This is a genomic window from Acinetobacter sp. CIP 101934, assembly GCF_000369585.1.
Taxonomy (GTDB): Bacteria; Pseudomonadota; Gammaproteobacteria; order Pseudomonadales; family Moraxellaceae; genus Acinetobacter; species Acinetobacter schindleri.
Genome location: NZ_KB850094.1, coordinates 2,595,741 through 2,609,192, shown reverse-complemented (window position 1 = coordinate 2,609,192; position 13,452 = coordinate 2,595,741). Strand labels below are relative to the sequence as shown.

Annotated in this window: 11 protein-coding genes; 6 read left to right on the top strand and 5 right to left on the bottom strand. The window is 43.2% G+C overall.

Annotation, left to right across the window (positions count from 1 at the left end; genetic code table 11):
- Positions 1-127 precede the first annotated feature (127 nt).
- The gene (gene mscL / locus F899_RS12670; protein ID WP_004814520.1) at positions 128-565 is read left to right on the top strand and encodes a large conductance mechanosensitive channel protein MscL; all 438 of its coding nucleotides are present in this window, start codon (positions 128-130) and stop codon (positions 563-565) included.
- A gap of 106 nt (positions 566-671) precedes the next feature.
- Here mscL and F899_RS12665 read toward each other — a convergent pair whose 3' ends face one another.
- Positions 672-956, bottom strand: a complete 285-nt coding sequence (locus tag F899_RS12665) for a peptidylprolyl isomerase (protein ID WP_004814521.1) — start codon at positions 954-956, stop codon at positions 672-674.
- The gene (gene mutM / locus F899_RS12660; RefSeq protein ID WP_005223139.1) at positions 956-1,813 is read right to left on the bottom strand and encodes a bifunctional DNA-formamidopyrimidine glycosylase/DNA-(apurinic or apyrimidinic site) lyase; all 858 of its coding nucleotides are present in this window, start codon (positions 1,811-1,813) and stop codon (positions 956-958) included. Before mutM ends, F899_RS12665 begins: the two co-directional genes overlap by 1 nt.
- A gap of 381 nt (positions 1,814-2,194) precedes the next feature.
- Between mutM and F899_RS12655 the strand changes: the two genes are divergently transcribed.
- The 3 genes from F899_RS12655 to F899_RS12645 all read left to right on the top strand — a co-directional run bounded on the left by F899_RS12655 (position 2,195) and on the right by F899_RS12645 (position 5,690).
- Positions 2,195-3,457 (top strand): carbohydrate porin, encoded by a 1,263-nt coding sequence (locus F899_RS12655; protein ID WP_005223138.1) that lies wholly within the window; start codon positions 2,195-2,197, stop codon positions 3,455-3,457.
- 91 nt (positions 3,458-3,548) lie between these two features.
- Complete coding sequence (locus F899_RS12650) at positions 3,549-4,673, top strand: NADH:flavin oxidoreductase/NADH oxidase (protein WP_005223137.1); 1,125 nt, start codon at positions 3,549-3,551, stop codon at positions 4,671-4,673.
- A gap of 81 nt (positions 4,674-4,754) precedes the next feature.
- Positions 4,755-5,690 carry an AEC family transporter gene (locus tag F899_RS12645; protein WP_005223136.1) on the top strand — a complete coding sequence of 312 codons (936 nt, stop codon included), beginning with the start codon at positions 4,755-4,757 and terminating at the stop codon, positions 5,688-5,690.
- A 47-nt stretch (positions 5,691-5,737) separates the two neighbouring features.
- Here F899_RS12645 and F899_RS12640 read toward each other — a convergent pair whose 3' ends face one another.
- A complete protein-coding gene (locus tag F899_RS12640; RefSeq protein WP_005223135.1) occupies positions 5,738-6,556 on the bottom strand; it encodes a tetratricopeptide repeat protein in 819 nt (272 codons plus the stop codon).
- Between the two features lie 217 nt (positions 6,557-6,773).
- Between F899_RS12640 and F899_RS12635 the strand changes: the two genes are divergently transcribed.
- Positions 6,774-7,025: a hypothetical protein gene (locus F899_RS12635; protein ID WP_004814532.1), complete on the top strand. Its 252-nt coding sequence runs from the start codon at positions 6,774-6,776 to the stop codon at positions 7,023-7,025.
- A gap of 43 nt (positions 7,026-7,068) precedes the next feature.
- On the opposite strand, the gene F899_RS12630 is transcribed toward F899_RS12635, so the two are convergent.
- Positions 7,069-7,794: a CAF17-like 4Fe-4S cluster assembly/insertion protein YgfZ gene (locus F899_RS12630; protein WP_005223133.1), complete on the bottom strand. Its 726-nt coding sequence runs from the start codon at positions 7,792-7,794 to the stop codon at positions 7,069-7,071.
- A 116-nt stretch (positions 7,795-7,910) separates the two neighbouring features.
- Positions 7,911-10,049, bottom strand: coding sequence for a multicopper oxidase family protein (locus F899_RS12625; RefSeq protein WP_005223132.1), 2,139 nt, complete (start codon positions 10,047-10,049; stop codon positions 7,911-7,913).
- Between the two features lie 784 nt (positions 10,050-10,833).
- On the opposite strand from F899_RS12625, the gene acnD reads away from it, so the two are divergent.
- Complete coding sequence (gene acnD, locus F899_RS12620; protein WP_005223130.1) at positions 10,834-13,440, top strand: Fe/S-dependent 2-methylisocitrate dehydratase AcnD; 2,607 nt, start codon at positions 10,834-10,836, stop codon at positions 13,438-13,440.
- Positions 13,441-13,452 lie beyond the last annotated feature (12 nt).

Here is a 13,452-nt window from a genome sequence, read left to right as displayed (position 1 = left end):
TTTTTTACGTGCCTAGATAAGGTTGAACAGGATTACATAAACCTGATCAATTAGACTTAAATAGAAATATCTAACTCCTGTATAATCTATCGCAAAATTGAAAATTGTATAAGAAACAGGTGACTTTATGAGTATTATTCAAGAATTTAAGGAATTTGCGGTCAAGGGCAATGTCATGGATCTCGCAGTCGGTGTGATCATTGGTGGCGCCTTCGGTAAGATTATTGACTCGATGGTAAAAGACGTCATCATGCCTTTAGTGAGCTGGGTTCTAGGTGGTGATGTCGACTATTCCAACTGGTTTGTTGTATTAGGAGATAATCCAAACAATATAAGCAACCTGGCTGCTGCACAGGCAGCGGGTCTGAATGTCCTTGCTTATGGTAATTTCCTGACGATTCTAATTAACTTCCTGTTATTGGCATGGGTCGTATTCTGGTTAGTAAAACTAATGAACAAACTGCGTCGTAAACAAGAGGTAGCTCCAGAGCCAGCAGCAACACCGGAAGATGTTGCATTATTACGTGAAATTCGTGATGAGTTAAAAAAACGACCTGAATCTTAAGCTTTCTTGATCAAAAAACGGCGCTTCTCGCGCCGTTTTTTATTTCTTAACCTCTCCCTAAAAGAAGAGGGGAAGTCCCCTTTACTTATAGAGGAATTTAGGGGGATTAAAAATCCATTCGGAACTTGATTTCTAGCAAATGAAAACCAAACTGACTTTTGACTGGACCATGTAGAACATGTTCTGCAGCGGTAAAAACCAGTTTATCAATCACTGGAACGAGTTGGCCTTTTTTTACTTCACCGAGTTCACCACCACGTTTGGCAGAGTTGCAAGTCGAGTACTGTTTGGCAATCTTAGAAAAATCTGCGCCTGCTAGAATCTTTTTCTTGAGCTGTTCGGCAGTTTCTTTATCTTTGACCAGAATATGACGGACGATTGCAGTCTTCATTAGTTTTTACCTCGTACAGCTGCTACACGTTTGCTGGAAAGCTTTACCTTCTTTAGCGGCTGGCATTCAGGACAGTAGACAGATGCACGTTGTCCCAACTTCATGTTTTCCAGCGTGGTTTCACAGTTCACGCACATTTCCCCAGCACGGCCATAAGCCAGCAGCGTTTGCTGGAAATAGCCATTTTCTCCCATGGCATTGGTATAGTCGCGTAAGGTTGAGCCACCCAGATCAATCGCCTGTTTTAAAATGCGCTTAATTTCAATGACCAGCTTTTCAATCTGCTCAAAACTCAATGTAGAGGCAGGCTGTGCAGGATGAATGCCCATATTGAATAGGCTTTCGGTTGCATAAATATTGCCTACACCCACGACAACATGGTTATCCATAATTGCAACTTTGGTGCCAACATTTTTATTTTTTAATTTTTCAAATAGATATTCAGCATTAAAACTATCACTGAGTGGCTCTGGCCCAAGTGTATCAATCAGCTTGCTTTGAGACTGTGCATCTAACCACAGGATGCAGCCGAAACGGCGTGGGTCATGATAGCGCAGCTGGATATCTTCAAACTGAATAATCAGATGATCATGCTTACGCAATTCTTCACTGGCTTCACATAAGCGAAAGCTACCTGACATGCCTAAATGCCATAGCATCGTATCCTGTTCAAATTGCGCCAGAATATATTTGGAACGACGTGTCAGTTGAGTCAGGCGTTGTCCTTGCAGACGAGCAATATCCTCAGGAACCGGCCAGCGTAAGCTTGACTGACGCACCTCCACGTATAGAACTTTCTGATCAAGGAGAGGCAGGAGACTGGTTTTGGTGGTTTCAACTTCTGGTAATTCAGGCATAACATTTAGCAGCTAATATCATGACGCTAATATTGGGCGTTTTATAGTTGAATGCAAGTCCTGTTTAAAAGAGAACTAAAAATTGAAGATGGAAATTTATTTTAACAATTGTTTAAAAAATAAACTTTAATATCAGGTGTGTTTTTACTGTTAGGTTTAAAGAGAAACAGATTTTAGACCTTTTTAATTAATTAAATACCTGAAAAATATACATTATATAAATTAAATTTTATATGAAATATTATTTCTTATAACTTAAAGTTTTACCAATAATAAAAAAAATGCTGTGTATTTAAGTGAAAAGTTATGTAACGTTCTGTATCAAGTCATACAGGGCAAGTCTCAGGCTGCCTTTACTCTCTCCGTATGTTTAGGTTTTATATGAAAAAGTTAAGTCTAGCTTTACTGCCATTCATGGTAGCCATGACTTCAGCTCAAGCTGAATCTGCATTTGACCCTCAAGGGCAGTACCTGTTCGGGGACTGGGATGGGAAGCGTACAGAACTTGCCCAGCAAGGTATTAAGTTTGAGGCAAATATACTGACAGATACGGCTTATCTGGCAGAGGGTGGCCGTAATGAAGGAGCAGATCCATTAACTTCTGCACAGTTATGGTTAGGTACCCAGTTAGATATGGAAAAACTGGCAGGCTGGGATGGTGTAACTGTTCGTGCAGTCGCTACCGCACGTCAAGGCCAAAGTACTTCAGTGCGTGATTTACAAGGAAATGCTCCTCACATGGCTAATGTTCAAGGTACTTTTGGTCGTGGTAACCAGGACAGTCGTTTAAGCGAACTGTCAATTGAGAAGACCTTCAAAGACCAAGGATTGAGTATTAAAGCAGGTCGCTTAGGTCTGGGTATGGACTTTAATGTCATGGCTTGTGATTTTGCCAGTACAGCATTCTGCGCTGCACAGATGGGTAAATGGCAGGGTAATATCTGGATGAATACCCCGGTATCTCAATGGGGGGCACGCGTTAAACAACAGTTAAATCCTGAAGTTGCAGTTCAAGTGGGGGTTTATGAATTTAACCCGGACAATGGGAATGGCAAGGCTGAAGGTCAAGGCTGGAGTCTGGATACCGATCATGCGGATGGTGTAACCATTCCGGCAGAGGTGGTCTGGACTCCAAAATCTTTTGTGAACGGTTTACCAGGTAGCTACCGTGTTGGTGGTATGTATAACACGGCTGATGATATTGCTAACCAAAAAGACATCGCAACAGGTGAAGGAAAAAACCGTACCTTTGCAGGCTGGTTGGCAGTAGAGCAACAGTTAACATCGACAGGTAGTGGCCGTCAGGGTTTACATTCATTTGCCAATTTTACCTGGCATGACCGTGATACCAATAAAGTGGATAATTCACAACAAATTGGTGTGAAATATATCGGTTTAGTGGATAGCCAGCCAAATGACATTTTAGGTCTGGCAGTGAATCGTGTGCATGTGAATGACCGTTTTGCAGATTCACGTCCAGCATTTGATGCTAGCGCTGAATACAATATCGAACTCAACTACAGCTATAACGCAACAAAGTGGTTAATGTTACGTCCAAACCTGCAATATGTAGTAAATCCAGGGTCTAGCAATCAAGTAGACAATGCATTAGTACTAGGTTTAACTACACGAGTGATCTTCTAAAGTTGGATTGTTCACGCTATAACTAAACAGGCTCTTGGGAGCCTGTTTTTATTTTGAATATCAATCAGCCAATAAGAAGAGGAAACACCGCGTGACATTACTATTTCAGCCCGTGCAATTTGGATCATTGCAACTTGATAACAAAATCGTAATCGCTCCGATGTGCCAGTACTCTGCAACAGAGCAGGGTGAAATCACCTATTGGCATGAGCAGCAATGGGCCAATTATGCTTTGTCTGGTGCCGGTTTATGTATTGTGGAAGCGACTGCGGTACAGCCACAAGGCCGGATTAGCTATGCAGATCTGGGATTGTGGAATGATAGCCAGACAGCACAGATAAAGACCTTACTGGAAAAGGTGCGATCTCTTTCGCCAATGCCCTTTGCGATTCAGCTGGCACATGCTGGGCGTAAAGCCTCCACAGATAAACCCTGGGAAGGCAAGGGGCAAATTGCACCAGATCAACCTTTGGGCTGGCAGACTGTCTCTGCCAGTGATATTCCTTTTCAGGCACATGAACATCCACCAAAAGCCTTAAGTCTTGAGGAAATCCAGCAAGTAATTCAGGACTTTGCTGCCAGTGCCAAGCGTGCTGTTGACGCAGGCTTTGAGCTGATTGAGCTTCATGCTGCGCATGGCTATTTGCTGCATCAATTTATGTCACCTCTGTCGAATCAGCGCCAGGATCAATATGGCGGTTCATTTGAAAACCGGATTCGTCTGACTTTAGAGGTCTTTAAAGCGATGAAAGCTGCGGTTCCTGAAGGCTATCCAATTGGCGTGCGTATTTCTGCAACCGACTGGATGAAAGATGTTGAAAGCTGGAACATTGAGGCTGCTGTTGAACTTTCTAAAGCGCTGGAAGCATCGGGTGCAGCCTATATCCACGTTTCGAGTGCAGGTTTACATGTAGACCAGAAAATTGATGTGCATCCGAATTATCAGGTTCCTTTTGCGGAAGCGATTAAAAAGGCGGTCAATATTCCAGTGATTGCGGTCGGTTTGATTACGGAAGCAATGCAGGCAGAAGGAATTTTGCAATATGGACAGGCAGATGCTATCGCGCTTGCGCGTGGCATTTTGTATGATCCACGCTGGCCATGGCATGCAGCTGCGACACTCGGTGAAACAGTAGAGGTGACGCCTCAGTATTTACGTTGCCAGCCACACGGTTTGCGTGATCTGCTTAAGCCTTTCTCTTCAGCGGACAAATAAAACTGCTTGTTAAATGAGTGGAAGTTAATCGTTCAGGGATGAACATATTAAGGAACAATGCAGTAAAACTGCAGAAAATTAATGTTATTCACTATTCTATTTCCAATTTGTGCCGTCGTATTTTTAGGTTATATTGCTGCACGAACCCAATTTATCACCCCCTCGCTGATTATGGCGATGAGCCAGTTTGTAATGAAGATTTCCTTGCCAGCTTTTCTGTTACAAGCCTTGGCAAGTAAACATCTCAGCGATATCTGGAGTCCACAGTATTTTATTGCCTATGCAGGTGGTTCTTTGCTGCTCTATGGCGTGGTATTTTTCTGCTGCCGCTATTTCTTCAAGGCTTCTCTCACTGAGTCAGGGGTGCTGGCCATGGGTGGTTCCATGTCCAATACCGGGTTTATCGGCACGGCGATACTGACCTTATTGATTGGTTCACATTCAGCAATTTATCTTTCATTGACTCTTATTGTAGAAAATCTGCTGATCGTGACCTTGATGCTGATTCTGGCTGAACGGGGTCTGCAAGCCCCCGGTACAGCTGGTAAAAGTATATTGACTGGAACATTGCTACGGATCTTGAAAAATCCGGTGATTCTTTCGATTATGCTGGGTATTTTGTGCATAGTTCTAGATATTCAACTACCAGAATTACTTAGCTCTACCTTAAAAATGTTAGGGCAAACCGCATCGCCACTGGCCTTATTTGTGATTGGTGGTAGCCTGATTGGCATGAATCTCAGCTCACTGACGGCCTTTAGCTGGTTCCTGACAGCCATAAAAGTCATCGTCATGCCATTGCTGATTTTCAGTTTATTATCGGCTTTCGATGTCAGTCGTGAGATGCTTTTTATCGGCACATTGCTGGCGGCATTGCCAATGCCAATCGCTTTTGGGATTTTTGCCCAGCATTATGGGGTACAGGACAAAGCTTTACCGCCATTGGTACTCAGTACCTTAATGGGATTTATTGTGGTGGCAGTCATCCTGACTCAGTCTGGTTATTATCTCAGTTAAACATTCCAATAAAAAAGCCCCGAATCAGGGGCTTTTTATAGCTTAGGTTAGCTTTTCTTTTGCGCCGTTGGTTGAGCTGGTTTCTTGCTTTGTTCAGCAATCATTTTCTCTACTGCCGCCAGAGACTCTTTGGCTTGTGGAATATTTTCCTGAGCCAAGGCACTAAAGATTTTCTTCGCTTCAGGCAGGTTTTGCGGCACGATATTACCATTGGCAAACATGTTAGCGACTGCCATCAGGGCAGGGATATAGCCTTTCTTGGCAAGCTCCTGAATCGAGCTTAAACCTTGCTGAATCGGTTTTTCATCTTTATTTTTAAAGCCCAGGCTGATGTCATACAGGGCTTTGGCATGAATTGCCTGGAAATTATCTTTTTTAATCAGTGGTTGAAGTTTTTTCAGTGCTTGCTGATCAGAAGCAGGTTTTCCTTCAGCAAAAAGTAACACTGCCAGATCCACAGTAGCATCATCAAAACCGGCACTGGATGCACGTTCCAGATATTGTTTGGCTTTGTTCAGATCCTGTTTCAGCCCCATTGTACCGCCTGCATAATTTTTACCGAGGACATAGTTGGCAACCGGGTAGTCTTTGCTTGCTGACTGTTCATACAGTTGTACCGCTTTTTTCTCATTCTTTGCGGTGCCCTGACCAGTCTGGGTTAAATAGCCTAAGTTATACAGTGCTTGAGCATTTCCTTTCTGTGCTAACTCATTCAGTAAAGTGTGGGCACCTTTAAAGTCATTGGCTTTGACTAGGGCTTCAACCTTGGCAAATTGAGGATCAACTGCTTCAGCTTTGGTATTTGCATTGGCAAGTGCATATTGAGATGAAACTGCGAGCATCGCAGCAAATATTATTTTTTTCATGGTTCCTGGACCTTGTTGTATGCAACACCTGATTCCGTGGTGTTTTTTAAATTATTACAGCTACATCATAAAATGATTTTATACTTTGTAAATATCCTAATTGTCACGAAATACAAATATAATGAAGAGAAGATGAAGACTATCTTTACCACAAAACTTTGAAATTCTATGAATCTCTGATTAAATCCGCGTTTGAGCCATGAAGTAGGGTGAAACAATGTTTATTAAAGGCATTAAACGTGCATATGATCAAATCAGTAAGGATGACAGTATCGCTGATGAGGATAAGTTCGATGCATTACTCATGCGATTGGGTCAAAACTTTTTAGTCAGCAATGAAGACCGTGTATATATTTTTGAGCATGAAGGTAAAACTGCACGCTTCGATGCGAAACATGCACGCGCTTTTCATTTTAAAGATTATGTGATTAAAGACATGAACAAATTGTTCCATGATTTTAATCTTTAAAAAAAATCCTCCATATAGGAGGATTTTTTTTAAAGTGATTTTCTTATTGTGGACGAGCGACATCACCACTGAGTGCTTCAGGCAGGTCGAGTACAGTCAAACCTAATTCAATAAGCGCTTCCGGTTTGGCAACCACGAGTGCTTTAAAGCCGCCGTCAATATTGACACTGTTTACGACTTCTACATCATTATTCAGTTTACTTGCGATAGCTGGTGCTTCAGCTGTACCTTGTACCAGATGCAACCAGTGTTTCGGTTTGGCTTTGAACCATAAACGGGCAATGACTTCCTGACCGAGGTAACACCCCTTGTCATAGTGGATGCCTTCACGCTGATACAGGCGCAGTTCTTGTGGCTGGAATTGTTCTGCGGTTGCTGCCTGAATCCATGCCTGACCTGATTCAATTGCATTCATCTCCCAAGCTTGAATATCCGTTGCTTCAGGACCAAATTCGCTATGGATGCCTGTGACGACTGGATAAGCTAAACCTACTTCTTCTAACTTCATTTTGGAGAAAGCTCCAAACTTGCGGATGTGCTTGGCAAAGTCTTCAGCCTGATCAGCAGTCACAACGATTTCAAAGCTTTCAGCGTTAATTTTTTTCAGCCATAAACCAAATAGAATGCGTCCTTTTAAACTACAGATTGCGGTATAGCGCGTTTGGTTTTCAGCCAAGGCTTCAGTATTTAAAGTCACTTGACCTTGCAGGAATTTTTGCGCATCTACTCCATTCAGCGTAAATAAGGTAAAAGCAGGAGATGTTGCCATGATCAGCCTCAGTTTGAATACTAAAAATCAATCAAGCTATTGTGCAGCAAGCATTATCTCTAGGCAAATAAAAAAGCCCGCAATATCAGATGCAGGCTTTTAATTAAAAGCGAGAGTTAATGATGATGGTCATGTGAACCAGGTAAATCAGCATTACAGTCAAATTTCCCGCCACAGATTCGTACATATTCCATCATGCCCTGATCTTCATGATCGAGAATATGACAATGCTGTACAAAGTCACCTTCGAATTTCTTGTAATGACTTCGAACAATCACTTCATATCCCGGTTTAACAAAGATGGTATCCTTGAATTGTCCTTTTAAACCTCGGTACTGGACATCATCCAGCTCATTGGGCGTGGTTGCAGGTTCCGATATTGCTTCACTTACGTCTTTTTTATCCGGGTTTAAAATTTTAACAATCTGGAACGGATTGACATGGATATGGAAAGGATGTCCCAGATTTGCGCTGGTCAGTACCCATTCATCGACTTTACCTATTTCTAGCTTGCGCACATATTTGCCATTGACCACACTTTCTCCAGTGAAGGTTTCTCCAAAACTATAGATGCCTGGATGATCAGCATAACGATAACCGAATTTACCATTTGGACCAAAAGAGGCATCAAAAGTAGAGCGTTGTTGTGGTCGGTCTTGAATCAGGTTATCTATTTCTCTGGTCATCAATGAGGGATGATCAGTAAAGGCAGACAGATTAAGTTGCGCTAATTGCGCCTGAATCTCCTTGCTTAAGCCGATTTTCTGTGCCTGATCTTTTAAAAACTGAGCAGCAGTTTGCGCCTTCAACTTGGTGGATTTTACATTTACCCAGCCCAGCAGCTGTGCATTTAGCCTGCTATTAGGAGATAACTGTGGGGTGATTTCACCGGAAGTTCTGGTATTAATTTCATCATCAATATTTAATCTTGAATCGAAGATGCAGTATTTATTGGTGGAGGGAAAGCTGAGCATGGCATCGTGACGATAACCTGGCTGGAACACGGAAAGGGTACGGGGCTGAGCCTGGCTCATCGTTAATCCGTCTTGGGCAATCGTGTGAACTGGCAGGCTGGTCAGTTGATCGAAAGCAACTTTTGAGGCGGGAATGAGAATATTCCCCTGATAGGAAAGACAGGCATCCACCGTTTGCTTGGCAGTATATTGGCTGGAGCCAGGTAATTCTTTAATGATTAAGCCAATAGTGTCCCGTACCCCTCCATGAATCATACGCCAGCGGTTAAATTCATTTTGATTGACCTGAATTTCGCCTAATACTTTGCCATTAATTGAAGTGTAGTAGTTATTTAGCCCCCAAGAGTTGAAGCTATTCAGACCAGCATAGTTTTCCATCGTGCCTATGCCTGCACCTTTACAATCATTGCTGTTTAAAGATTGGCCTTCAGTGTCAGTACAGTCATATTGAATTTGCTGGAAGACCAGGATTTTTTCATTTGCATCATTATGCTTGGCTTTATCTTTCCATAAAATATCGAGATCACCTGTAGAAGTCACCTTGCCATTTTTCACTTTAGGTACCCGGCTTCCTTCCACAATGAGTGGACCAGCCATCCCACTAGATACCTGAATTGCGGTCGAGCCATGTAAATGGGCATGGTACCAGTAAGTGCCCGCAGGATGATTGGGTTCAATCTTATATTGATAATCAAGATTCGCCTGTGGGGCAATTTTCAGAAAGACATTGTCACTATTTCCCTGAGGGCTGACCCAGAAACCATGTGTATGCAGGTTGGTGGTATTAAAACAATGGGGTTCATTCGGATCGAGAATATTTTCACAGCTTTCAGGTGTTTCATCAGGTAGCTGATTATTTAAATTAATCGACAAGGTTTCACCCTGTTTGACCCGAATCTGTGGACCAACCAGTTCATCCACAATTCCGGTTTCACGTGCTTCCTGCCTGTTCAATAAACTGGCTTTAGTCAAATAACCCCGAACCAGTAATTGATCCCATTGCGATTGCCTCGGGTTATAAATCTTATTGGTCTTATATGCCGCAACCAGTTCGTATTTACCTTTACCACCTTTTTGCAGCAAGGGTGGATTATTAATGAGTGACTCCGATTTACCAGAGGCGGGAGGGAAAGGGGGAGAAGGATGATCCGGTTTAGTGGGGTGGGTAGGAGTAGGTTTAGTCGGATTGTATGGATCGGAGGGCTTTTTCCCTCCAATCCAGCTGGAAGCCAAAACTGCCACTAATACAGTAATGATCCCAATAATGGCGATCTGTAACATGTTATTCACCTTTATTAATTTTTTATGTTGTGTGTTGTTGTTATGAAGTACTTATCGCTTAGATGTACTGAAATGTTTTAAGGGTGAATATCACCAAATTGGGATATACAGATAGATGACAGGAAAAGGTCAAAACTATTCAGATAATAAACTACTAAGAATAAGTATTAAGTTTTTGAATTAATTATGATATTTAAAGTAATTTGCAAGAAATCATCGACTGTAAAAAAAATCTTAAAAAAGTTAGGGATTTTAATCTAGCTCACTTGCTTTACAGGTTTCCAGGTATCAAGCGCATATTGTATTTCCCTCAAAATTAAAAAGAGCTAGAAATAAACTTGGAAAATTTTATTGATGCTATGGTTTATTGTCAGGCTAAGGATCTTGCCAAAGATGGAAAAGAGTCAAAAAAATTATCTATTCAATAGTGCTCTTTCTACCCAAAAAACTCAGATCATTTAAAAACCGTCTTTTGCCTTTAAATGAAAAAATAAAACATACCGTTAATCTTAAATAAGTCTATTTTTTGAGCTATAAGGCTATTCTTATACTAAAGAATAAGAAGGATTTGCCCGGTTTTTTTCTAAAAAATAAGGATTTAAAGCCATTCTTTTAAAGAATATGTATCCATTTATTTCAAAAACGCTGTTTTTTATATATAAGTTTATGAAATATAAGAGATTTGGGAAATGGCTTTTCCACAGTGTACTATGCCTGCAAAACGATGTGAAACATCTACAACAAGTATGCAGTACAGAAGAACGATTCAAGAGGCAGGTAAGCTATGAACAACAACTACCGTAAACCACTGCAAGGTACCCAGCTGGAATATTACGACGTGCGTCAGGCCGTTGAAGATATTCAGCCAGGCGCATATGCCAAACTTCCCTATACCTCCAAAGTGCTGGCAGAGCAGTTGGTACGCCGTTGTGATCCTGCCATTCTGGAACAGTCACTGCGTCAGCTAATTGAGCGTAAACAGGAGCATGATTTCCCGTGGTATCCAGCCCGTGTGGTATGTCATGACATTTTGGGGCAAACGGCACTGGTCGATCTTGCCGGTCTGCGTGATGCGATTGCCGATCAGGGCGGTGATCCCTCCAAAGTCAATCCGGTGGTGCCAACCCAGCTGATTGTCGACCACTCGCTGGCAGTGGAATATGGTGGCTTTGATCCGGATGCATTTGAGAAAAACCGTGCGATTGAAGACCGCCGTAACGAAGACCGTTTCCATTTTATTGAATGGACCAAAACGGCTTTTGAAAATGTTGATGTGATTCCAGCCGGTAACGGCATCATGCACCAGATCAATCTGGAAAAAATGTCACCGGTGATTCAGAACCGTGACGGTGTTGCATTCCCGGACACTTGTGTTGGTACAGACTCGCATACACCACATACCGATGCCTTGGGCGTAATCTCGATTGGTGTCGGTGGTCTGGAAGCTGAGAACGTGATGCTGGGCCGTGCATCCTGGATGCGTCTGCCGGATATTATTGGGGTAGAACTGGTGGGCCAACGTCAGCCGGGCATCACCGCAACGGATATCGTTTTGGCCTTAACTGAATTCCTGCGTAAGGAACGTGTGGTTGGCGCTTATCTGGAATTCTTTGGTGAAGGTGCAGACAGCATGTCAGTGGGTGATCGCGCCACGATTTCCAACATGACCCCAGAATACGGCGCAACCGCAGCCATGTTCTATATTGACCAGAACACCATTGATTATCTGACCCTGACTGGTCGTGAATCAGAACAGGTCAAACTGGTTGAAAGCTATGCCAAGGAAATTGGTCTGTGGTCATCGGAAATGATACAAGCAGAATATCCACGTGTATTGCGTTTTGACCTGTCGACTGTGACCCGTAATATTGCTGGTCCATCGAATCCGCATGCGCGTGTTTCAACTGCTGACCTGAAAGAGAAAGGCATTGCCGGAGTAGTAGAAAACCGTACCGATGGCCTGATGCCAGATGGTGCGATCATCATCGCGGCAATCACTTCATGTACCAATACCTCCAACCCACGTAATACTGTTGCAGCAGGTTTATTGGCACGTAAAGCCAATGAGCTTGGCTTAGTGCGTAAGCCATGGGTGAAATCATCTTTTGCACCGGGGTCTAAAGCAGCTGCGCTGTACTTGGAAGAAGCAGGTGTACTTGAAGATCTGGAAAAACTAGGCTTTGGTATCGTGGCTTATGCCTGCACCACGTGTAACGGCATGTCAGGCGCGCTAGATCCGAAAATTCAGCAAGAAATTATTGACCGTGATTTATACGCAACTGCGGTACTTTCAGGGAACCGTAACTTCGATGGTCGTATTCATCCTTATGCAAAACAGGCTTTCTTGGCATCTCCACCATTAGTCGTGGCTTATGCAATTGCTGGTACGATTCGTTTTGATATCGAAAAAGATGCACTAGGCACAGACAAAGATGGCAACCCGATTTACCTGAAAGACATCTGGCCATCTGATGAAGAAATTGATGCTTTGGTAAAAGAGTCAGTCAAGCCGGAGCAATTTAATAAAGTTTATATTCCAATGTTTGATCTGGGCGAGCGCGAGAAGGCAGCAAGCCCGCTGTATGACTGGCGTCCGCAAAGTACCTATATTCGCCGTCCACCGTACTGGGAAGGTGCACTGGCTGCACCGCGTACACTCACCAACATGCGTCCACTGGCTATTCTTGGCGATAACATTACCACTGACCATTTATCGCCTTCAAATGCAATTGTGCGTGATTCGGCAGCGGGTGAATACTTAGCAAAAATGGGTGTGCCCGAGGAAGACTTTAACTCTTATGCGACGCACCGTGGCGATCACCTGACTGCACAGCGTGCAACCCTGGCTAATCCTAAGTTGTATAACGAAATGGTGGTCCGTTCTGATGGCACCATCAAGCAGGGTTCTAAAGCACGTGTGGAGCCGGAAGGTGAAGTAATGCGTATGTGGGAAGCGATTGAAACCTACATGAACCGTAAGCAGCCGTTGATCGTGATTGCCGGTAAGGATTATGGTCAGGGTTCAAGTCGTGACTGGGCAGCCAAAGGTGTGCGTCTGGCTGGTGTAGAAGCGATTGTGGCTGAAGGTTTTGAGCGTATTCACCGTACTAACCTGGTGGGTATGGGCGTTCTTCCACTTGAGTTTAAACCGGGTACAGACCGCAAGACTTTAAAGCTGGATGGTACTGAGCTATATAGCGTGATTGGTAATATTGCACCACGTTCGACTTTGACACTTGTGATTGAGCGCGCAACTGAAGATGGTAAGGAACAGACGATTGAAGTGCCTGTGACCTGTCGTCTGGATACCGAAGAAGAAGTATCTGTGTATGAAGCAGGAGGGGTATTACAACGCTTTGCGCAGGATTTCTTGGAAGGGAGTGTGGCGTAAATTTTGTTCTAA